Origin of the sequence: Parabacteroides sp. AF19-14 (assembly GCF_003635485.1) — a bacterium.
GTDB lineage: Bacteria > Bacteroidota > Bacteroidia > Bacteroidales > Tannerellaceae > Parabacteroides > Parabacteroides distasonis.
Genome location: NZ_QTMJ01000007.1, coordinates 34910 through 59461, shown reverse-complemented (window position 1 = coordinate 59461; position 24552 = coordinate 34910). Strand labels below are relative to the sequence as shown.

Sequence of the window (24552 nt, the reverse complement as noted above, 5' to 3'; positions counted from 1 at the left end):
AGTTATCGTCTCAATACTTTACTCATCGGTGAACGGCCGCTCTCTCCCAATGCCTCGATCGAGAAATAATAGTCCGTATCCTTATCCAAGCCCCTGAAATCGTACATCGTATCTCCTAGTACCGTGATACTGTTGTACAATTTATCCGGCGCTATACCATAATAGATATTGTAAGCGTACGCCTCTTTTACCGGCTCCCAAGTGATCATCGCATTCCGCTTATCCGCTTTTGAGCGTTCCACCTTTAAGTTCTTAACGGCGGCGGGAGCTTCTCCCAAACCATTTCCAAAAATACGAAATCCAGACATAGCGAAGTTGCCCGAAGGCACATGTTCGTTCACTATTTTCAAATAACGGGTTTTCAAAGGCTCACGCAACTCGATATAGTCGTGCGGAACGTCCTTGTCGTTATCGCTCTTATCGACTACCAATTCCCAATTTTGTCCATCTATAGAATGATAAATACGATATTGATGATACAAGTCCATCGCCTTATTATGCTGTACGGCTCTATGCTCGTAATAGTTCAACTGGATCGCACGTACCTCTTTCAATCCCTCTAAAGAGATCTGGAGCCATTCACCCGGCTCTCCCGAGCGGGCGGACCAGAAAGTACGCATGCTCTCATCCGTTACATTCTCTGGTACTAACGTACTATCCATGGAAGAGGCCATCACCGGTTTTCCATACGATAGCAACATCCAACCGGAAAACGTATTCGCGATATCATCGACCTTCCCTTTCGGCGTAAGCAAAGGATAGTCCCCGAAAGCGGTGTTCGAATACATCACGCCATCCTTATCGAATGCCGTAGGGTACAAACCAATACGACGCTCAAACTTATATTTCAAAGAAAGCATGCAAGTAGCCACATGCCAGTAATTGCCATACGCATCCTCGAAAGTACCACCATGACCGGCACCTTGTACGAAACCTCCCGGCTTATAGCTCATCGGGTTATGTTTCTGGTAGGTGAACGGGCCCATCGGCTTGTCGGATACATAGACACCATCCGCATAGACCTTGAACTCCGTTCCCGGCGCACCGTATTGGAAATAATATTTACCGTTATGCTTGGTCACGAAAGCTCCTTCCGTAAAAGGCGCTAAAGTCGTACTATCGTCATTGTTCATCCCGAAACGTTCCCATCCGTGTTCTTCCGGGCGCAGCATCATGATCTCTTGGATCTTGCTGATCGGGTGGAAATCACGGCGATCCAATTCCACTCCCTTCAAAGCAAACTCATTACTTGAACCATAGTACATATACAAACGTCCGTCATCATCCAGCAAAAATGCCGGGTCCCAACTAGGAAGAGCCGTTTTCTCCACATACCGCTTGAACTTTCCGCTTTTCGGGTTCGTACTATACCAAATAGGCAATCCCGCATAGGTAGAACCGGTATAGAACAAGGTATCTCCACTTACGAAAGCGGCCGGAGCGCACAAGTCGTCATCTTCCGGATAACGTTGGAAACCGGCGAATACAAACTCCCAATTACTCAAGTCCTTGGAATAATAGAATCCGGCTTGATTCGTGGCGAAAAGGAAATATTCCCCTTTATACATGACCATCATCGGATCAGCCGTAGAGCGGAAAGAGCCATTCTTCACCAAATCCGGCAGATTCGCCCGGAAGCAGTAGCTCAAATTCATCGGGTTGCAATAGGTAGAGGGATGATCGGCCGTAGCGTCGAACCAGCGGGTAGCTTGCTGAGGAGCTTTTACCCGTACATCACGAGGATCCGCTTCCATCCGGATATCTATTTTCGTATCGTTATCGCCAAACGTGCGATAAGCGTACTTCATCCCCGGATAATACACGAATAACTCATGATCGTAGCGGCTTGCTTGTATCTTATAATAGCCTGTCGCATCGGTGGTATAATGAACCGGGCTAGCCGTGAACATCACCGTAGCGCCTTCCAAGGGCTTGCCGTCCGGTCCGGTAATCGTACCTTCCAGAAAATGCTCTGGGGATACGGTAATATAGTAATCGCTTACCTGCCCCTTGATCACGATCACGGAATCTCCCCGCTCGTTTACTTGAGCGTTTACGGTAGAGACCGCGAAGAAAGAGGCAAGGAGCGATACGAGCATACACTTATTGTAGGCTTTTAAGGAAGCGCTAGAAACTCCTACGTCTTTCCGGAAAAACATGTACGTGTTTTCCGAAAAAGACGTACATGTTTCCGAGAAAACACGTACATGTTTTTTCCAAGAAGCGATAGCCCTATTTATTCTATTACATGCCAGCATATTATGTTCAAGATAAGTTATTGTTGTTTTTTGTCGCATTATTATTTTATGGATTGAATCTTTTGGATACCTTTCTGGACATCCGGATGGCTCATGAAAAGGTTCCACAACAGATTCGTACGGTAATTCTCGATCATAACCGTTACAGGCGCTTGATTCAATCCCATAAATAAGGGAGATACCCAATTTACAGTCAAGTTGAAAGCATCCCGGAAACCGTACTCACCCCATAAGAAGCAGCCGTAGTTACGATAATAATTCCGCAAGGCTTTCATGGAAGCGTCCGGCGTATAAGGGAAAGAAGCCAGAGCGCCCGTAGGTGCCATCGTTCCGTTATCCCGGTGCGGCATCGGCTCCTGAGCTTGATAGTTCCAAGCGAAATCGCTAGCGGTCAATCCCCAACAATCTTCTCCATAACCTACATACCCCCCTTGGTTCTCGATACAATACCGTTGATTGATCTTTGCCATTTTCTGGTTGTTCTCGAAATAATTCGTGTACTTATCCGTGAACTTATGCGGATCCAACCCAAGATAGGAGTAATGGATAAAGAAAAGAGGACCGCCCTTGGAGACACCGACTTTTAAGTTCTCCCCATAATAGGTATTACCATTCGTATACATCTTACCATCTTCTACACACCCCCAACCGGCACGGTATTCCTGCGCATACTCCTCTTGGCTGGCCCAGCCGCTATAATACATCTCCGGAGAGATTCCGTATTTCGGCCCCATGATAGCCAACATATAGGTAATCATGGTCTCATTCCAGCCGATCAATTTATGATTGATCACCCACGCCTGATCTGGAGACCAGTGCCAATATAGATATGGGCTGTCCTTAAATTGCTTATACCAGCTCCATTCCACGTTTTTCCATAGATTATCGATGCTCTTACGGATTTGTTTCTCCTTGTCATTCTCTTGGTTGAAATATTGACGAGCCGTTAACAGCCCTTGGAATAAGAAAGAGGTCTCCACCAAATCACCTCCATTATCTTTCGGGCCGAAAAAAGCAACCGTCTTCCCGGTTGTCCCATCGATAAAGTGAGAGACCGCCCCATGGAATTTATCCGCTTTCTCCAAGAAAGAAGTGATTTTCAAGAAACGCTGTACGCCCTCTTCCCGGGTGATAAATCCCCGTTCGATACCCGCCACGATCGCCATGATACCGAAGCCGGAAGCCCCGGTAGCGATCATATCATTCCGTCCGGGAATATTCTCACGGGCAAGACCGCTGTTTGGCTCCGCTCCCTCCCAATAGTAACGGAAGTTCGCTTCCTGTACCATATCCAGCAATTGCTCGTCCGTCATTGGATAGGTAGTGGCCGAGACTGTCTGGGAATCATTGGATTCATTCAGCGCATAATCCACGGCCGTCACCTTATAATAAGCCTTTTTACCAACCTCTCCCAAGAAATCGGTATAACGATTCATCCAAGGGCGGCGGACAGCGACCGGCTGGTAAGTGATCCCGTCGAAAGAACGGTAAATGCGATAGTATTTTATATCCTCCTTTGATTGAGGAATCCATTTGATATCGATATGACGCTCATAAGCCTTAGCTTCCTGCAAGACCGGAGCGTTTAAGGTACTTACCGACGGAAGGGAAGCCGGCAAAAGCTCTATATCATCCAGATAAATCGTATATTCGTTTCCATCGGCCGTACCGGGACGAAGGGCTACAGCCGCTAATTTCTTGATGTTCGTATCGTTCACGGCGTTTAATCCGAAATCCTTCAAAGGAATGGATACGGAATGCCATACGCCGGGACGTGTATCTTTCAGATAATTTCTCAGGTTTAGGTATTGGGTATACGTGCTGTCCGCATAACGAATAGCGATATTGGGAAGAGCGGCAGCATTCATGCTCTCTCTCAGTTGTATTTGTAAAGAGAGCGTAGAGGGCTCACGAAAGAAGTCATTGCCACGGACCGGGCAATATTGTATCTCGCTATACCAATCTCCACCGGGAGCGGATACATAGGTAAGCTCCAAGGAATTGCCGGGAGTAAAAGCGACAGAGCCGGCAACTGGAAGATGATGTCTCGCATTTTTAATCCAAGAAGGTGAGGTATATTTCGCTTGAGAATAAAAGTAATCCCCTTTCATCAAGCTATTCTCGAAGAAAACATAGTCGTAAGGTTTCTCCACCGCTTGCAAGCTGGCGGATAATAAGAGAGTAGTTAGTAATGCGATGTGTTTCATGATGCTGATATTTATATAAATAAAGATATGATTTGAGATAAAATAGGCGGTGCCAAACGGGTTGACACCGCCTTGCCAAACTACAAAGGTCTAGTAAATAATGAGAAACTTATATTACTCTGTTACTTCCGGCTCAAAAGGCACAGGCTCAGCTTCTAAGTTAGGATTCAAGTCAATTTGATCCTGTGGTATCGGATAATATTCGCTTTCTCCTTTCACAAAACCCGGAAGTTCTTGAGTGGCTCTGTCCGTACGGACTAAATCGAAGAAACGTTCGCCCCATTCCAATGCCAACTCAACTTGACGCTCTTCCAGAATTTGATCCAAAGTCGCATTTGCAATCGGAGCTAAACCAGCACGTTTGCGAACCAAGTTTAATGGAGCGTCTCCATTTTGTCCCTTACGAACTTTAGCCTCAGCGTTCATTAACAACACATCAGCATAACGGAATACACGGATATTATTATTATCGCCATATCCAGTACGTCCCGGAGTCATTTGATTAGCCGGTGTATAAGCCTTTCCATTATAAGCAGTCGGTTCACCCGGTTGAGCGACAGGAATATAATCACCGTCACGAGTAGTGGCATCCGTCATGAGGAACGTTGTTTCCGCACGAACCGCTTCACCACGTTTAGAGAATAAATTACGGATTTTCTCAGTCGGCTCAATAAATGCCCATCCAGAGATAGGAGCCTCTCCACGAGGACCTTGGAACGCAAACCAGTTGTCAGAAGAAACGATATCACCACTTCCATTTCCAAAGTCAGTAAATTGATACTCTAGCAAAGACTCATTACACAATTTTCCCGGAATCTTAAACAACTCATAGAAGTCATTATACAACTCAAACTTTCCGCTATTGACGATATCCTCGGTCAAGGCCAATACCTCATCCCATTCATTATCATACATCTTCTGTTTCGCTTTCAACATCTCAGCGGTATATTTTGTAACCGCTCCCGGATGCTCAGACTCATTCGGACGAATAGCCGGTAAGTTTGCTATACAATAATCCAACTCGTCATAAATGTACTTCTTTACATCCTCTTTCGTATTCTTGAATACATTCAGTTCTTGATTGTCTAACAAAAGAGGCACATCGCCAAATAAATTTACCAACTGGAAATAAGCATATGCTCGGAAAAAGCGAACTTCAGCAGCATATTGAGCGTTTAATTGCTTGTCTGACTCACTCGTCAAATGTTTAGCATAATTCTCTAAAGACTCCAATGCTGAATTAGAAGTAGAGACAACATAATAGCAGTTTCCCCAAAGGCCACTTAATGCCCAGAAAGTAGTCAAACGATCATACTGGAATTTACTAGCATACTCATACTCAATCTGGTCCGTAGGAGATCCTCCTTTATTCACATCGTCACCGCGAACTATGATACATCCATACGAGGACCAAGACCCCAGATAACCACGAGCGGTCGCATATACACCGGAAACAGGCATATACATATTCGATTTATTCGTATAATCAATACCCTCTACCTCTACAGTATTCTCTGGAAGCTTATCCAAGTAATCACTACAACTGGATGTCAGCAATGAAAAGGCTAAAGGGATAGCCCATAAAATCTGTTTTTTTAATATATTTTTCATATACTTCTGATTAGCATTTAAAGATTAATAAATAATACGAAGACCTAACGTATAAGAAGATGCTAAAGGATATACACGCTCATCAAATCCATAAGAAGAAGATGCTATCTCACCTTTCTCGTTCTTACTACCCAACTCTGGGCTGAAGCTGTTTGCCTTGAAAACAGTCAAAGGACGATCAGCAGTCAAGCTCAAACGAATGCTCGGCATCTTGAATTTTCCAAAGTCTTTCTTCGGGAATGTATAAGCAACTTGTACATTCTGAATACGGAAATAAGAACCATCTTCTACATAGAATGAGTTAAAGTTAGAGATATTCCAAGGTTTTACAGAACCTTTCGCAGACATATATTCGTTAGTAGAGCCCTCACCTGTCCAACGATTCTCGAACTGATCTAAGTCATAGTTCAATTCAGAGTGCCAACGGCGGTCACCACGTTTACGGTTTACGATCTGGTTTCCAGCTACACCTTGCATAACCATAGAGAAATCGAAATTCTTGTAAGAGAATCCTAAGTTGATACCGTAATTGAAGTTCGGGATATAAGAACCCAATGTTACACGGTCTTTATTATCAATCTTACCATCCTTATTTTGGTCAACATACTTGAAATCTCCGGGCTCCAAACCATTTGCTACAGCAATCGGATCAGCAGCGACCTCTGCGGCATTCTGATAAACACCCTCAATATCATATCCATAGTAAGCATTCAACTCACCACCAACTTGAGAAATCGTACGGAACTCCGCAGAACCACCATATAAATAAGATAAACCATTCAAATCTTTTACCTCATTGTGCAAGGTTGTCAAGTTTGCTCCAATGTAGTAAGAGAAATCTTTACCGATCTTATCTGCCCAGTTAAAAGACAACTCAACACCTGTATTCAAAATCTCACCTCTGTTACCTAATAAGTTACCGGCACCCATTGGCAGAGGAGCATCGATCACGGCATTTTGAGTCAAACGATAATACCAGTCTGCCTCTATTGTCAAACGGCTATTCAACGTACGAAAATCTAAACCGACGTTCGTCTCATTCACGACTTCCCAACCTAACCAACTAAAATAAACCAAGTTCGTATAACCAGGAACAGCGCTTCCTCCAAATATACCAGAGGTACCCATATCTTGCGTAATGGAAGCGAAACCATCACTAGCCGCAACCTTATCGTTACCTAACTTACCCCAGCTCGCACGTAATTTCAGATAATCAACCCATTTCTGATCTTTCATGAATCCTTCTTCTGAAATATTCCAAGCAGCACCTACAGAAGGGAAATAACCCCATTTCTCTTGGTATTTGGAAGAACCATCGGCACGCATTGTAGCAGACAATAAATATTTGCCTTTATAATCATAAGATACACGACCGAACCAAGAAACACCACGATAAGTCGTACCGTCATCGCCAGTTTTACGTCCATCCGCATTACCTTGATTCAAATAGTAATATTCCTCGTGTCCGCCCGGAACACCTGTAGCTTCTCCCCATAGGTTACGCCAGTTCTCTTCACGTACGGATTGACCCAACATCGCGGTTAAACCATGATCACCGAACGTATCTGTATAGGTCAATGTATTATCTAAAATCCAACTGTGATAAATATCATTCTTCTTATTCAAAAGGGGAGTCGAATTCAACTGAGTTCCACCAACCAAATATTCAGGAGTATAAGCTCTTGTCTGAATAACATTGATATCTTGGCTATAAGCCGTTTTAAAGAATAACTTATTCTCCGGCAAGAAGTCGAATTGCGCATAGAAAGAAGGCATTACGCGCAACATTGAATTTTTAGAATCATAATACTCCGCTTGAGCGACCGGATTGTAGTAATACTCACTCAAACCGATTTGGGCAGGAGAACCATATTTCGTAGGATACGGATTCAAGGAGCTATTTTCATCATATACAGGAATAATACCCGGTGTACGGAAAGCTGCTAACCAAACCTCGCCGTTTGGCAAGTTTTGCGTAGAGTTGCTCAAAACAACGTTAGCCCCTACTTTCAACCAATCAAAAGCCTTATAATCCGCTTTCGTACGCAAATTGAAACGAGAGTAATCATTTTTAGAATCCAAGATACCATCTTGATACAAATAAGAGGTACCCACAGAATAAGTAGCTTTTTCAGTACCTCCAGAAATGTCTAAAGAATGGTTGTGAGTTAAAGCTGTATGTAAGATCTCATCATACCAGTTTGTATTCGGAAGTGTTCCCCAAACATTTTTAGCGTTATTTACAACAGCCTGTAAGGTTTCATTACCCATCTCACTGATCATAGTCGCATATTGCTCACTATTAGCCATTTTCAATACATTCGTAGCCTTTTGAAAGCCAACATAACCATCATAAGTAACCGTAGCAGGACGATTCAACGCACCTTTCTTTGTCGTAACCAAGACTACGCCATTCGCCGCACGTACACCATAAATAGAAGCGGCAGAAGCATCTTTCAAAATAGACAAATCTTGAATATCACTATTATTCAAGAAATCAATATTATCAAAGAACATTCCATCTACAACATACAAAGGTTGGCTATCCGTATTCATAGAACCGATACCACGAATACGTACGGAAGGACCGGAACCTGGCTGGCCACTATTCGTAATCTGCACACCCGGCACTTTTCCTTGCAAAGCACTCATCGGAGATGATGTCGCATGTTTCGTAATCTCATCAGCCTTGATCACGGCAATTGGAGCTGTCAAATCCTTAGCCTTACTCGTACCATAACCGATAACGACAACCTCTTCCAAGTTTTGCGTATCCTCACTCATAAGAACATTTACTACAGTCTGTCCGTTAACCGGAACTTCTTGTGTAGTCATACCTACATAACTAAATACTAAAGTCGCATTCTTGGGAACATTACTCAAAGTATAGTCTCCATCCATAGAGGTTATGGTACCGTTAGTCGTACCCTTAACCAAAACACTCACCCCGATAGCCGGGTATCCTGTGGCCTTTTCAGTTACCACACCAGTAACTGTCAGATTCTGCGCAAACATTGTTGTCGCGGCAAGTAACAGGCATAAACAAAGCATTAATTTAGCTTTCATTCATTCTAGTTTTAAAGTTGAACATTTGTTTTTACACTCATTATTAAATTTGAAGCAAATGAACACCCAAACCTAAAAAAGGGCAAATTTTTGTATACTTCAACACTACTGCAAGCCTTGCGCAAGCAGAAAATTACTACTTTTATACTACTGCAATACATATTAATTATCTTATTTTCAGTTATAATACATTTGTTAATTCAAAAGGAGAACATTATATGTTATTAAACACATCTCACTAAATATGGGAACACAAAAATGACAAGGAAAACTCATAGTTATGATTTTCTTATTTCATAGTTATGATATTTTTCATTCATAACTATGAAATTTCTTAGTGGAACTGGATCATGAAATCTACCAAGCTTTGCCCCTCCGGTAGATTTAGTTTTTTACGCAATCGATAGCGCGCCGCCTCGATACCACGTACGGAAAGATTTTGCATACGAGCCATATCCTTAGTTGGCATATTCAAACGTAATAAAGCGCATAATCGTAAATCGCCCGGAGTCAAATCGGGATACCGCTCTTTTAGATTCGTAAAGAACTTTTCGTGGATACGATCGAAATTAGTCTGGAAAATGGCCCATTCATCCTCACCTGATATATTCTCTTCGATCATCCGGATTAGTTTATCGAAGAATCGTTTCGTATAACTTCCTGATAATTGTTGAGCTTGTATTTCCTTTTTTAGACCTTCAAGGAAATCATTATGAGAGATAACAGACAAAGTAGCGCTGGCTAATTCCTTACTCTTATAAGTAAGGTCATCTTCTAATTTTTCATTCTCTAGCTTGACAATTAATTGCTCTTGCGCCCTCAATTGCTCTTCTTGCAATCTCTTTTGCTCCTCGTTAACTTTCTTCTCACGCATGACAATCCACATTGTATACATTCTCACTAATACGACCAGTATACATAAAAACAAAGCAAAATAGATGATCAGAGCCCACCAAGAGCTATAAAATGGACGTTCGATCTTGAATGGATAAGACAAAGAAGATAGCTCTTTTCCTCGATCGTCTTTCACAACCGCATGTAACACAAAATTACCATAGGGTAAATTAGAATAAGTCCGTTGAAAATTACTGGTGCCTTCTATCCATTCATTATCAAATCCGTCCAATTTATAATAGATCAGGAAACGGCGCCCCGTAAAATCCGGATACGAAAACTTAAAAAGAATCGTATTATAGCTATAACTCAATACGGACGCACCGGAAACCGGTGCGTCCGCTCCCTTGCAAGGGAGCGGAGCGAACTCATTTTCGTGCCGATTATAGGCCCTTACCTGCGACAAACTCAATGGAACTCGAGTCGTATCCACATAATTCCGGTATCTGTCATAACGAGCGATCCCCCCGTTTAGACAAAAATAAGACGTCCCGTCGGAAGCCACATAAATATTTCCCCTATCCTCTATGGTCGGATTATCAAACAAAGTAAAAGGAATACGCTGTTTTAACTGGAATCGCCCGGACTCATATCCTAACAATACATATTCCGAATTCCGGATAAACCAATATAAATCATTATTCAAGGAAACAACTCGATAGGTATCGCTTAACTCGGGAAAATCCTCATTCAACAAATCATAAGGAACGATCTTTCCAGTCAAATCCTCATAAGTATAAAACTTACTCCCATCCGAGAAAACAATACGTCCGCGTAATTTCATTACATTAATCGTACCACTCTCATTACCTTCCTCCAGTTTTCCGATATACTCCATCTCTTTCACACTCCTCAAATCCTCATTCAAGCGAAGACGATAGATACCTTTATACATATGGCTAGCCCATATATTGCCGGTAGGGTCAACCTCAAACGATTTGATCAAATTAGAGAATCCTTCTACATTATGGCTAAATTTCCAACGATTAGTAACCATATCCCGGGTGAAAACACTGAGTGGACGGTAAGACATCTGGAGTAAAACTTCCTTTCCATGGATAATTGTCTTACGTAATGCGGTACCCCCTCCATTGGGCCCCGGTATCTGAGTAGCTTTTCGGCCCTCTAGCTGTAAGGTACCTGTATTATGTCCGGCAATCAGTTGATTTCCGACATCGGAGATATACCATGTCTGTTCTTGAGTACCGGGAATCAAGGTTGGATAACTATCATTCTCAGATAACGCATAAAGACCTTGGTTCGTAGCTAAATAAACAATACCCTTCTCTATCACCATATCATGCACCATACCAATCTGGGCCTCAAGCGGTTCATAAAAATAGATCGGAGAATTCACATGTATCTGCGCGATACCATTATCCAATGTAACCCATAAATTATCCGAATTATCAGCAAATACTCTCAATACCGTATTATTAATCAAGCCATTCTCCCTGTTGATATGCCACAAAGTTTCCCCCTGCTTATTAATCGCTACAACCCCATTAGAAATCGTACCCACAATAAATGTAGAATCTTTCATCATGACTCCCCGGTTTGCGATCCCTTCCTTTAATATCTCATTGGCTGGTGTATTCCACACAGACAATTTTTTACGCACCTCATCATAGATAAAACATCCACTACGAGCCGAGACCAATAATAGCTGATGATCAAATGGCAAGACCGAAACCACATCATCCTCCAAAACCTTTTTCGATAGTAACTCTGTAAACTGGCCGTCATCCATTCGACAAAAGCTTCCTCCCTCCATAAACTGAACGTATAGATGATCGTCTAATGTGAAAATATACAATGGAGACAGGTCGGATACACCTTTTCTTACTTTTTCCCCGTCATAAATAAAAAAGCTCCGGAATGATTGAAAATAAATCTCACCCTTATATTCATTAATCGTCCAGAACTCATCATTATTCAGATAGACGTTCATCTCAGACGAACTGAGTGAATGATAAATCAGATCATTCTCATCATCCATCTCAAAATACCCGAACTCCTCGAAAGAGCCGACATAAATACGTCCGTCCTTCGATATATACAAAGCACGGACACCTAGATTATTCGGTAATTTCACAAGATCCCAGTGAATACCGTCAAAAACCAAAAGCCCCCGGTTATTCCCAATATACATCTTTCCTCCCGGACCTTGGGAGACGGCCCAATTCTGGTTTCCCGCTTTGTAATCGCTTACGGAATAATTGATGATTTTAGGAATATAGGGTACCTTCGCATTCCCCGTTATACAAAATAACAAGGCAATAACGCAACAAATCAACATACGAACCAACGTCCTCTTAAGTATCTCCTTCACTATATAGTACAGAATGTTATGTACCACAAAAGTAAATAAAAAAACATCACGTTACACCCTACTTCTTATAAACTCTCACATAATCAATCTCGAACACATGTGGAAAAAGAGAATCATCAATACCCTTTTGGCCTCCCCAATTCCCACCGATCGCCAGATTCAGCAAGATATGAAAGCGTTTATCGTAAGGCCAAACCTCATAGCCTGTCCCCTCGTTCTTAAATGTAAAGTATAATTGATCATCTACATAAAGCCGGTACTCATCTTCCTCCCATTCCAAGGCGTACACGTGAAACGCTTTATAACAATCCGGACACGCAATTTTAGCATTTTTTTGAGTTCCGATCGCATGATTATATTTTTCCGTATGCGAAGAACCTACGATCGTGTCGGGATCATAGCCCACATTTTCCATAATATCTATTTCCCCGCTTTTTGGCCAATCCCCGTATTCCCAATCCGTTGGAAGCATCCAGATGGCCGGCCATGTCCCTCGTCCAGTCGGGAGTTTCGCCCGAATCTCAAAACGTCCGTACAACCAATCCCCTTTTCCTTTCGTAATCAGGCGAGCCGATGTATATGAACGACCTTCCATCGGTTCTTTCAAGGCCGTAATCCTCAACACCCCATCCGAGACCCAAGCGTTCTCCTTTCTGCCGGATGTATAATATTGAGCCTCGTTATTTCCCCATTGATATACATTACCTTCCGTATCATAAGACCATTTCGTAGAATCAGGAAATCCCGTATAGTCAAACTCCTCACTCCATATCAATTTCCACCCGCCTTTATCCATGGGTGCAGACAAATCGACATCACTAGCATTCGCCAGACTGCTCAAGAAAACACGATATAGGATAAAACTAAACAAAAGAAATGAACGTGACATAACAATATAGATTTAAATCAGAATTTCCACAAATGTATAAAAAATAAATAAAAGTGTAGATAAAAAACACATCGCAAGGTTATCCCCGCAATTATACTGCAAATACCACAGGAGATATACTTCAAGTGGCAGAGAAGATATACTTCATGGCCAAAGTAAGTACTACCCCATTTTCCCTAGGGATTTATCGGATAAGCTATCTATACGAGAAAATGTCACAAAATAAAAAAGGGATGCCACAATTGACATCCCTCTCTCTGGATTGTTGAGTTGTCTCACGAGGATTCGAACCTCGACAGACAGAACCAAAAACTGTAGTGCTACCATTACACCATGAGACAATCCGATTGCTTTACTAAAGCGATGCAAAGGTAAGAATAAAATCTTACCTTGCAAATTTTTTGATTATTTTTTTACTTTGCGATCAACAAATAATAATTTTTCTTACCTCTTTGAACCAATAAATACTTATCGTCAAGCAGTGAAGAACAGTCGATTACAGTATCAACCTCCGCTAATTTCTCTTTGTTAAAACTTACGCCACCACTTTGTACCAATTTACGCATCTCACCTTTTGAAGGGAAGATAGCGGCTTTTTCAGTACACAAATCAACAGCCTTGATTCCTGCGGCCAATTCATCACGGGAGATATCGAAATGAGGAACACCCTCGAATACGGCTAGTAATGTGTCCTCATCCAATTTCAACAAAGCCTCGTGCGTGGAGTTACCAAACAAGATATTGGAAGCCTCGACAGCGGCCTCATAATCTTCCAAAGAGTGAACCATAACAGTCACTTCTTTCGCCAAACGTTTCTGCAACGGACGCAAATGAGGAGCGGCCTCTTGCTCCGCCTCCAAAGCGGCGATCTCTTCTTGGCTCAAGTCCGTGAAGATCTTGATATACTTGGCGGCGTCAGCATCGCTTACGTTCAACCAGAATTGATAGAATTTATACGGAGAAGTATAGCGACGATCCAACCAGATATTACCGGATTCCGTCTTTCCGAACTTACCACCGTCGGCCTTCGTGATTAACGGGCAAGTCAAGGCATAAGCCTCCCCTCCCAACGTACGGCGGATCAATTCCGTACCAGTCGTGATATTACCCCATTGATCAGTACCACCCATCTGTAGGCGGCAACCCTCATGCTCATACAAATACAAATAATCGTAGCCTTGTAGCAATTGATAAGAAAACTCGGTGAAAGACATACCTACACTGGATTCGCGGCTCAAACGCTTCTTCACAGAATCCTTAGCCATCATGTAATTCACGGTAATATGCTTACCGATATCACGGATAAAATTCAAGAAAGAATAACCCTTCATCCAGTCATAGTTGTTCACCAACTTAGCGGCATTAGGAGCGTCGGAGTCAAAATCAAGGAACTTAGCCAATTGTTTCTTGATGCAATCCTGATTGTGACGAAGAGTAGCCTCGTCCAGCAAATTACGCTCGGCAGACTTCATAGACGGGTCACCGATCATACCGGTAGCGCCACCCACTAAAGCGATAGGACGATGACCGGCACGTTGGAAATGCTTCAGCATCATCACACTTACTAAGTGTCCGATATGCAAAGAGTCTGCCGTTGGATCGATCCCCACATAGGCCGATGTCAACTCTTTCTGCAATTGCTCTTCCGTCCCGGGCATCATATCAGCGATCATGCCCCTCCATCTTAATTCTTCTACAAAATTCATCGTATTAATTTATATCGTATTACATTAATATATTTGTCACTTTATCTCATACGAGGCAAAGGTACGACTTTTTAATTGAGAATCGAAAATTGATAATTGATAATTATCCGTTTAGGTGGAAGATAGAAACGTTTTTAGCGATTTGAATCCGCAGCTTTTCTTCCGGAATATCCAACGCTTCCGCTACATTTTGGTAGACCCCGCGGATATCAATCGATTTATCATCGGTCTCCAAGAAAAGGAAATCAGGCCATGCGGCACGCAAAGCCGATGGATTAAAACGATCTCCAAAGGAGAGATAAAACCCCAAGCGAACCAATTGGGAGGCAAGTTCACCATTACCTCGAAAGCCATGGATAATCCAAGGCATCTCCGGTTTCACGGCCTTTTTACAGGCAATGAGATCCGCCCACGCTTTTACGCAATGGATGATTAATGGCTTATGTGTTTCCTCCGCTAAATTAGCTTGTGCCAGAAACACCTCTTTTTGCAAATCCATTGGAGATTCGGCCAGTGTATCAAGTCCAGCCTCTCCGATCGCCACGACTCCCGAACCAGACACCAATACCCTAAGTAAGTCCATCTGCTCCTTTACATTATATATATACCACGGATGGATACCATATGAGCGAATAACCGTATCAAGAAGTGGACCCGGCTGCATATCACCCATTGGACTCACGATCCTATTTATAATCGCGATATCCTCCTTATGGAAAGGCATCTGATGCGTATGTATATCATAATAACCCATGGCGTTACGGAACCGGATCATAACCGCTCCCACCCCAAGGATGGCAACGAAGTATTCGTTTAACCGCAAGATACAATCCTTTCACAGGGCCATATTTCTTCAAGGCTTGCACCGCATATTCGGAACAAGTGGGCGTATACCTGCACGAAGCCGGTGTCATAGGAGAGATACAATATTTATAGAAATAAACCGGCAATAAGAGTAATGTGGTAAAAAAGCGTCTCATTATTCTTTATCCCGAAGGATATGGATCGCTTTCTTCATTGCCTTTTCCATCGCAGCGTACGGATGGATCTCTTTATCGAGGTACAGGAAAGCGATTAACATGCCCTTATTCTTCGCTTCCAACGGTTCCAGTAAATCATATTTACGAACCCGGTAAGCCTCACGTACCTGTCGTTTGATCAAGTTACGCTTTACGGCTCTCTTAAATTTTTTCTTCGGTACACTCACTAAGAAGGAAGCACGGGCAGGCATCTCTTCCTCCATCGGTAAATAAACGACCCGCAGTGGAAACGCCACGAACGATTGTCCTTTTTCGAATAATAGGTCAATGTAACGTTTCCACGACAGGCGTTCTTCTTTTGAAAGGGTATACCTTTTTGTCGTCATTATTTTTTACCGTCTTGCTGTTTTTTCAGATATAAATCCAAAGCAGCAGTCATAGAAGGGGCTTCCACCGTGGGAGCCTCAACGTCCAAACGCAGACCCGCATCTTTAACAGCCTTTGCCGTAGTAGGGCCAAAGCAGCCGATCTTTATATCGTCTTGCTTGAAATCCGGGAAGTTCTTCAATAAGGAAGAGATACCCGACGGACTAAAGAAAACCAACATATCATAATCGAATTTCTCGTCCTTCGCGAAATCATTGCTCACCGTACGGAACATCACCGCTTTCGTATAGTTGATTTTCTTTGCGTCTAACAAAGCGAATAGATCATCTTTATGTACATCGGAAACAGGTACTAGGTATTTCTCCTTCGCATGTTTGGCGATAACAGTCACCAAATCATCTGCCTTACCGGTCTGACCATAAAAAATCTTACGTTTTCTATAAACGATATACTTCTGGAGATAAACAGCGATCGCCTCTGTCATACAGAAATACTTCATCGTTTCCGGGATAGCCACACGCAATTCCTCGCATAAATGAAAGAAATGATCGATAGCCGTACGAGCCGTAAAAATAACGGCGGTATGATCCAAAACCGAGATTCGTTGCTGCCTGAACTCCTTGGAAGATAAAGGTTCAACCTTGATGAACGGGCGGAAATCTATTTCCACACCGTATTTTTCTGCAATATCGAAATATGGTGATTTCTCCGATGCAGGCTTCGGTTGTGATACCAATAATTTTTTAATATTCAATGCCATAGAGTACTTGACTCGATAAAGTTATACAAATAAATAATGCCTTCATACAGAAAAACTAAAGGCAATATTTCTTGGCCGCAAAGGTACAAACTAATATATAAAAAACTGCTATTTTTCCTGTGAAATATCCGTATGGTCTTATAAATTATCACAAAACGACACAGAATATAGAAAAATACAAACAACAAAACAGGAATCTGTATACTGCTCCCCACGAATACCAACCAAAGTGCCGGAATGTATAAACAAATCCCCCACGCTCCTATAATAGCGTTATAATTAGTCTTCCAAAACTTGTATTTCGGAGCATCCGTAAAAACAACCCCCAATAAATAATAGAAACAGCGCTTACACCAATAAAACAGTATCAATACCATCATTATCAACCCAATAGATATCAATACCGTATTTTCTAGCAAATGGTTGAAATACCCATATGCCCTAGCGATAGCAAAAAGGCAAACGCTACAAAGAAACAAGGCTTGAAACGTCATGAAATTCCGGAAGAGCCATTCGCTCCCCCTCGTTACCTCAAATAAATTTTGACGTTCTTTCACATATACCACATCACGCATCATCTTCAGGAATAAACGATAATTGGTACGGAACACCAACGCAAAACACATAAATAAGACGAACAAAAGGCTAAAGACCACATCGTCCACCAATTGTCCGTCCCACAAACGAATCCCTACATATCCTTCAAATGTACCCATGTGCCGCTATTATCGGCACAAAGGTACATAATTATTTCAATAAAGCGCTTCCTTAATAATCTCTCCTACCGTAGGATGCGGGAACACAAACGACTTTAACTCATCCGATTTCATCCCCTTCTCAATAGCGATTCCGGCGATCACGATCAACTCCGAGGCCGGATTACCCAACATATGGGCACCGATCAACGTCTCATCCTCCGACAAGATCAACTTACAAACACCATTCCCCATCTCATTCTCCGCGACAAAACGCCCAGAGAATGCCATCGGTATTTTTTTCACGGTATACGAAATACCTTCTGCCTGCAACTCCTCCTCTGTCTTCCCGACACCGGCGATCTCCGGATTCGTATAAACGACACCCGGAATAGCCTTATAACTCATCGGGCGCGATTTGCCCAAGAGATGATCCACGGCCACCTCCGCCTCGCTAACTGCCGTATGCGCCAGTAAGGAAAAAGCGGTAATATCACCGCAAGCATATACATTTGGCAGGGAAGTCTGCATGTACTCATTCACCTTCACCCCATTACGAAAAGTCTCCGGAGCCAGTGTCTCCAAGCCAAAACCTTTCGTAACCGGACGACGCCCTACACTCAAAAGGACCTTATCGCCATGCAACGTGAATGTCTCCCCGTCTTTCTCTACAGAAACCTCGGTTCCATGCACCCCGGTCACTTTATGACTTAGATAGAACTTAATCCCCCGTTTAGCGTATTCCGCTTGCAACATTTCGGACAGCTCACGATCCATCGGGCCTAATATCTTATCCAACATCTCCACGACATGTACCTCTACCCCAAGGCTATTGAAGAAAGAAGCGAACTCCATACCGATCACGCCTCCACCGATTATCACCAAAGAGGCCGGAAGCTCCTTCGATTGCAACGCCTCCCGGCTCGTCCAATATTCCGTCTCCGCCAATCCGGGTATAGGAGGAATTACCGTTTCTGATCCCGTACAGATCAAAAGGTTCGCAGCCTCGTATAGCTCTTCTCCGGCAGCGATCGTAATCGTCCCGTCGGCCGCACGTCCTTGGATACAAGCTTCCGCCGTAACCATCACCACGCCATGCTCCGTCATTTTCATACGGATACCGGCTGTCAGCTTTTTCACGACCTTATTCTTACGGGCGATGATTTTCGGGAGATCAAAAGAAGGATTCTCCGCTTTCACCGCATACTTGGAAGCATGCTTGATATTATCATACGTCTTAGCGGAATAAAGAAGCGTCTTTGTCGGCACGCATCCCTCATTCAAACAAACCCCGCCCAATGCGTTTTTCTCAAAAAGAATCGTGGAAAGCCCACCCTGCGCCGCTCTCTCCGCGGCAGTATAACCGGCAGGACCTCCACCGATTATAGCGACATCGTATTTCATACTATTAGATCTATTTAAGTTGTATATTAGGATTTATCTTTCTCAACTGTTTGATAAAATCAGCCCGGTTGGTCGGAGATATGAGCATCCAAGGTTTCCCATTGCTCCATATGATCAGCCGATCCAACGAAAGGGCGTAGCTTGACACCGGCATCACGATAGATTCCAACGCCTCTATATCAGCGATAGCGATCTTCTTCTCCGGGAAAATACTACAATGCGCTATCAACATATCATCTTCCGTTATCCGGTAATACGTATTAAAGAAAACATGAAGCACCCCCAACGCAGCGACCATCATACCCACTATAACCGATATATTGGTACGCAAAAACGCAGCCACACAACCAATTACCACCATGATAATCACCAGATGATACCACCATCCCACTTTTGATTTATATTCTCTTTCCATTTTTCGAAATTTGCCGCAAGTTAACGAAAAACGTCAAACAAAAAGAAAATTGCCCAATCTTTCCCATAAAAGAAAATACGCTGTCACTTCTCAGCAACAGCGTATCCACTTAAACCGGTTAATACAAATCATAAGATTGTAGTCGCCTTTTTTATTTTAATTCTTCCAATACCGTATAGGATTGTAATACGTTATTCTTATCATATTGTTCCGTACGCACTAAGCCTACATTCGGGCTGTACCACTCATAGCCATACCCAGTGATTGTCTCCTTTGATTTAGGGGAACGTGTAGCGATATTATATTTTACCTTAGCGCAATCGAACGTACCGGCAGGAGTTGTTATGCTTTCCGTTTTAATAAACTCACGATCCTTAATGGCCATATCCTTACGATTCTTCCGGTTCTTCTTATCGTAGATCTTTACGGAAGCCTCGTCGAAATACACGTTATTCTTATCGAAATTAGCCGCATACGGATTTGGGTAATTTATAAAGTTCTCCGTGATATCCACATTCGTATTCATTTCCGATACCACTCCCGGATAAGAGAGCGTCTCTTTCGAGTCGAGGAAAAATTCTCCATTCTGGCAGTATGCCTTGATATCTCCTTTGTTCACGATCGTACCGGAGGGATTAGTATATACGTAGTCCGCTTCCACCTCTTGGCCGGAAGGCAATGTTTCCACCTCATCCACTTGATAACTCATAACAGATTGTAAGTTTCCCTTCGCGTCATATCCTTTACGGACCCATACCGTTCCCTCTGTTTGCGGAAAGAAGAACGTACAATCTTGCGCCATCGCTCCTCCCGCGATCAATGAGATTAAAGCCGTGTATAATATTTTCACCTTCATAATTTTGACGTTTAATTAATTCACTACTAAATACATGCCGGATATCCAATGCTTTGTTAAAACAGAGTGAACCCCTAAATGTTCAGAAGGTAAAAATTAAAAATAGCCAAAATATCTTTCTTGACAATACATTTAACCATAACTATGAAGTAATCTATTACATATTTACATGAAATATACCAGTTTATAAAGGATATGTTGTAATTTTGTAATTAATATAGACATTAAACAAGCATAATGGAACTGGAAGAAAATAAGATATCAATCTCTACAATCAAACAATACCTACAATTAATAATACATGATTTGGGTAAATTTACTCATCTAGAGTTTCTGACCTTGAAAGGATGGTTACTATATTCACTTTCTTTAGTGACTATCCTTTGTATACCTTGTATGGCTATTCTAATTATTACAGGTCTCATATCCGGAAATATTCCATTGGACCTACTGATCGCAATCTCATTGATTCCCTTCATATTTATTTTACCTCTGACATTGACATTGACTTTTATCAACAATTATAAGAGACCAAAGACATTAAGAAAATACATACTTCAAGGATTGGGACTCTATCTTTGGGATAGTCCACCCAAAAAGGTCAGCCAAACAGCATTCGAATGCATAAAAGAGGGAAAACTTTTCAGAATTGAGGTTTGCCTTTTAAAGAATGAAGGAAAAGAAGATTGGTTCACTTGCATGATTATTCCTTATTATATACCTAAATCAATAAAAGACAAAGAACAGCATATCGAAAATGTGAATCGCTATCTGAGCGAGAAATGTATTTTTGAGATAAAGCAAGACATGGCTTTTTTCACCATACCAGTCAAAGTCTTTCCGAAGTTAGACCTAAATAAAAGTATTGAAGAACTTTTGTACGCTATGAGACGTTTTGATTTGCGTACATCCACATTCTATAATCCCACCGCAATATTAAATAAAGTACCAAACACCCTCGAGATACTTGCCATGACAGTATTTGATATGGAAATTGATGAAAAATGGATAACCTGGTCTAAAAATATGATAAAAGCAGACTTTGTCAACAAGAACATGCAAGACTTCGCTTCTCAGATACCTTGTATAGATAATCAAAAGGATCTAAGGAAAAGAATGGATATTCTTATATGTGAGTTCAATTTAGATATTAACAAAGAATACATACTTTTGAACTATCTTCGATTTCTCTTATTTGAAAATTATCACAAAAGAAGAACTGTCTTAGAAGTAATCCAATGCTTAAGTCAACTATATATACATTCCAAAATATCTTTACTGCGTGACTTCGATTTATTGTATAGGGCTAAAAAAGAAATTGATGAAACAGGAAAGCAAGTTTCTTGGACAAGGGATACCCTAGAACCTAAAAACATTGATAGTTATATAATAAACTATTTGGATACATTGTCAAAAACAGGGATTCTATCCATGTAAGCATTTGTATACGACTTACCAATCCAACCCGCCTTTGGATATCCCCTAATTATAAAGGAAATTCATATATCTTTTTACCATCCAAACTATAGATGAAAAACTTTTCACCTACCCTAAACATCTTGGATGAGGTATGTAAATAAGCTTTCTTTTCACCCTTTGAATTAACCCACAATGTTTTGTCTCCCAAGAATATCAAATTATCCCCATTTGGTAAATCCCTGAATGGACGTAACCTAGACAAAGGATAAGTTTGTAAAACATTCAGTTGTTGGTCTAGCTCAACCATTTCATTCTTATCTGTAACCAAACAATAAATCGAATCCGGGCGTTTATATCGCTGATAAGATGTACTATCCTCAAAATCCTGCAAGAAATAAGAAGAATTGGTAAGATATAATAACTTCCCGTTTACTTCGGTATTCCATGATACCTCACTCAATAAGGAATCCCCAGATAACGAGTATTTCCGGATATGATCGGAAAACAACACCATCAGAGCATCCTCTTCCCAATTTATATCAAACTCCTCCACCATCTCTTTCTTATCCGAGAGCTGGCGAAACCAAACCTTCTCCCCCTTTCGTTTATCGAAGCAGGCGATAAACGGCCAGCCAACCTTCAGTCTTAAGTATTCGTGAGCATAAGCCTCAGAAGTATCAAAAATAGTATTTCGATACCCTGTTCCCATATTAATCATATAAAGGCTATCTCCTCTCGCAAACAAATGAGAGCGAGATCCCATTCCATCAGGTATCGGATACCCCCATTTAGGTTGCAACTGCCGATCCAGACAAAACAAATTCTCCCGGCTTGCCACGTAAAAAACCGTGTCGTCCGATAAAACATTCGATACCAGTTCCATCACCTTCTTCGGCCCGGTAGGCACTGCTGCAAAACCGGTTAAGACACCCGTCACCACACCGAGCGCACCAAGAGCGACGGCCTCTTTATAATCACTTGCCCCAGTCGGCATGGCATAACTCGGCCCTTCCCCATTTCCCATGTGAACCAGATGAATCCCATCCGAGACAATCAATCGAGTAGAGTCATCCAGTAAACCACTCTCATTCCATCCATATACATGGCTCATTTTCCGGCTCCACATCTTTTCTCCCGTCGCAAGGCTATGGCCTTCCAACTCGTTAGACACCCCGTTCATATAACTGCCTTTATAAGCCAAAAACATCCGGTTCTTAGCGTCCACACAATAAGGAATCATTTTCTTTTTCTTCCAAACCTCATTACCTGTTTTCAAATCCAGCAACGATGTAGCCTTCCCCATTGTCACGAACAAAACTCCCTCTGAAGTCAACTTTGGATCTTGATTAAAATAATTGACAGGACGTTGCCATAGCATCCTCTGATCAGCCAAGGAGTAAACGGATATTCCCCCCTTATTTTTCAAGGAAGTCTCATTTTTCGACAAATTCCGATACCGGATAAAAAGCAAATTATCCGTCGAATCCACATCCACTCCAAGAATCCAGCCGGGTAAAGCCAAACTTTTAGCAATGATAACAGAGCCATCCTCATTGATACCCAATGTGTCCGACAAAAATGTTTGAGATTGTACATCTAATGAAATACAACAAACAAACAGCAAGAAAATTTTGATGACCCTCATATCTCCACAATAATTATTTGATACAATTTCACTTTTGATATTTTTCTAACGAAATACAAGTCACATTATTATAATTAGGTTGATCCATCATGACGAAACGTAAACAACTTTCCTGATCGTATTCTATCAATAGTGGGTTGTAAATCATGAGTTACCCGCACTTTGAACCGGCATCATCATCACCCTACTCGCCGAACCTGCGGCGGCTCCACCGATAAGCCTTCTATGATGATAGATATATCAACAGATTGTATAGTGTAACTACACTTATTAAAGTTCAGAAATAAGCTCGGCATCAGTACATATACAAAACTCAAACAAAAAAATAGGCTGTCTCATTTTCTATCACGAAACAGCCTATTTTTTAATATAGACTCAAAAACACCAAAATTTAATGTTACATTATTTTCTGGTATTACCTCGTTACGGCATAAATTCAAAAGCCATTCTACTATCTATTCTTTCATATTATTTATATTCACTGTTTCTTTTCATAACTATCCATTCCCTTGACATTTACGCATATACCTTCCATTTCTCAACCTATCAATTATAGAAACATAAGACATTACATCACCTTGTTCTAAATCCTTATACTTTTCCGTAAGTTTACCTACAAACAAAGGAGGTTCATTAATGTGCCATACATACCAATTCTCCGAAGGACTGACAAACTCAAGTTCTTTGTTTGGAAGAACTCGGACATCACTAGCTGTTCCAAATAGAACATCCTTATGACCTTCACCTATCTCTTTTGAGTTGCCAACTTTGTACCAAGCCCCATAAACTATCCCTGCACGTAAAACCGTATGGGCATAGAACTCTACCTCATCCATCACAATCTCCTCTATAATCGGCCTATAATCCATGGGATAATGGGTCTTGAAAACTCGTATTACAGAGCTATTCAAAGCTTCTATATCATTAATGATATATTGAAAAAATCTTTTATAACCATTATCTATTTCTACACAAAAAATATCTCCCATTTTTGTCACTATTCGTTTTGCCATATTATCACAAGTTTC

General features: G+C 41.7%; 18 protein-coding genes. 1 reads left to right on the top strand and 17 read right to left on the bottom strand.

Features of this window, described 5'->3' with window-relative positions:
• Positions 1-2: 2 nt before the first annotated feature.
• From DWX33_RS09070 to DWX33_RS08995, 15 genes are all read right to left on the bottom strand, one after another.
• Positions 3-2159, bottom strand: a complete 2157-nt coding sequence (locus tag DWX33_RS09070; RefSeq protein ID WP_005860287.1) for a family 43 glycosylhydrolase — start codon at positions 2157-2159, stop codon at positions 3-5.
• Between the two features lie 140 nt (positions 2160-2299).
• Positions 2300-4465: a glucoamylase family protein gene (locus DWX33_RS09065; RefSeq protein ID WP_122380234.1), complete on the bottom strand. Its 2166-nt coding sequence runs from the start codon at positions 4463-4465 to the stop codon at positions 2300-2302.
• A 114-nt stretch (positions 4466-4579) separates the two neighbouring features.
• The gene (locus DWX33_RS09060) at positions 4580-6076 is read right to left on the bottom strand and encodes a RagB/SusD family nutrient uptake outer membrane protein (RefSeq protein ID WP_122380233.1); all 1497 of its coding nucleotides are present in this window, start codon (positions 6074-6076) and stop codon (positions 4580-4582) included.
• 24 nt (positions 6077-6100) lie between these two features.
• A complete protein-coding gene (locus DWX33_RS09055; protein WP_057326768.1) occupies positions 6101-9142 on the bottom strand; it encodes a TonB-dependent receptor in 3042 nt (1013 codons plus the stop codon).
• A gap of 334 nt (positions 9143-9476) precedes the next feature.
• The gene (locus DWX33_RS09050) at positions 9477-12335 is read right to left on the bottom strand and encodes a triple tyrosine motif-containing protein (protein ID WP_122380232.1); all 2859 of its coding nucleotides are present in this window, start codon (positions 12333-12335) and stop codon (positions 9477-9479) included.
• Positions 12336-12426: 91 nt separating this feature from the next.
• Positions 12427-13257 (bottom strand): family 16 glycosylhydrolase, encoded by an 831-nt coding sequence (locus DWX33_RS09045; RefSeq protein WP_005863654.1) that lies wholly within the window; start codon positions 13255-13257, stop codon positions 12427-12429.
• Positions 13258-13670: 413 nt separating this feature from the next.
• Positions 13671-14963 (bottom strand): tyrosine--tRNA ligase, encoded by a 1293-nt coding sequence (tyrS, locus tag DWX33_RS09035; RefSeq protein ID WP_008778966.1) that lies wholly within the window; start codon positions 14961-14963, stop codon positions 13671-13673.
• Positions 14964-15066: 103 nt separating this feature from the next.
• Positions 15067-15738 (bottom strand): TatD family hydrolase, encoded by a 672-nt coding sequence (locus DWX33_RS09030; RefSeq protein WP_057326766.1) that lies wholly within the window; start codon positions 15736-15738, stop codon positions 15067-15069.
• A complete protein-coding gene (gene yidD / locus DWX33_RS09025; RefSeq protein WP_005863660.1) occupies positions 15722-15943 on the bottom strand; it encodes a membrane protein insertion efficiency factor YidD in 222 nt (73 codons plus the stop codon). The genes DWX33_RS09030 and yidD overlap by 17 nt, the downstream gene beginning before the upstream one ends.
• The gene (gene rnpA, locus DWX33_RS09020; protein WP_009016771.1) at positions 15943-16329 is read right to left on the bottom strand and encodes a ribonuclease P protein component; all 387 of its coding nucleotides are present in this window, start codon (positions 16327-16329) and stop codon (positions 15943-15945) included. Before rnpA ends, yidD begins: the two co-directional genes overlap by 1 nt.
• Positions 16329-17084, bottom strand: coding sequence for a uroporphyrinogen-III synthase (locus DWX33_RS09015; protein ID WP_029257164.1), 756 nt, complete (start codon positions 17082-17084; stop codon positions 16329-16331). The genes rnpA and DWX33_RS09015 overlap by 1 nt, the downstream gene beginning before the upstream one ends.
• Complete coding sequence (locus DWX33_RS09010; protein ID WP_005860300.1) at positions 17081-17806, bottom strand: DUF4271 domain-containing protein; 726 nt, start codon at positions 17804-17806, stop codon at positions 17081-17083. Before DWX33_RS09010 ends, DWX33_RS09015 begins: the two co-directional genes overlap by 4 nt.
• A gap of 36 nt (positions 17807-17842) precedes the next feature.
• Positions 17843-19189 (bottom strand): dihydrolipoyl dehydrogenase, encoded by a 1347-nt coding sequence (lpdA, locus tag DWX33_RS09005; protein WP_005860301.1) that lies wholly within the window; start codon positions 19187-19189, stop codon positions 17843-17845.
• A 10-nt stretch (positions 19190-19199) separates the two neighbouring features.
• Positions 19200-19604, bottom strand: a complete 405-nt coding sequence (locus DWX33_RS09000; RefSeq protein ID WP_122380231.1) for a PH domain-containing protein — start codon at positions 19602-19604, stop codon at positions 19200-19202.
• A gap of 151 nt (positions 19605-19755) precedes the next feature.
• Positions 19756-20460 (bottom strand): hypothetical protein, encoded by a 705-nt coding sequence (locus DWX33_RS08995; RefSeq protein WP_005860303.1) that lies wholly within the window; start codon positions 20458-20460, stop codon positions 19756-19758.
• Positions 20461-20697: 237 nt separating this feature from the next.
• Between DWX33_RS08995 and DWX33_RS08990 the strand changes: the two genes are divergently transcribed.
• Positions 20698-21897, top strand: a complete 1200-nt coding sequence (locus tag DWX33_RS08990) for a hypothetical protein (protein WP_008778963.1) — start codon at positions 20698-20700, stop codon at positions 21895-21897.
• 49 nt (positions 21898-21946) lie between these two features.
• Here DWX33_RS08990 and DWX33_RS08985 read toward each other — a convergent pair whose 3' ends face one another.
• The gene (locus DWX33_RS08985) at positions 21947-23524 is read right to left on the bottom strand and encodes a PQQ-binding-like beta-propeller repeat protein (RefSeq protein WP_008778962.1); all 1578 of its coding nucleotides are present in this window, start codon (positions 23522-23524) and stop codon (positions 21947-21949) included.
• Between the two features lie 497 nt (positions 23525-24021).
• Entirely contained in the window at positions 24022-24537 is a 516-nt protein-coding gene (locus DWX33_RS08980; protein ID WP_022193033.1) for a hypothetical protein, read from the bottom strand.
• Positions 24538-24552: the final 15 nt, after the last annotated feature.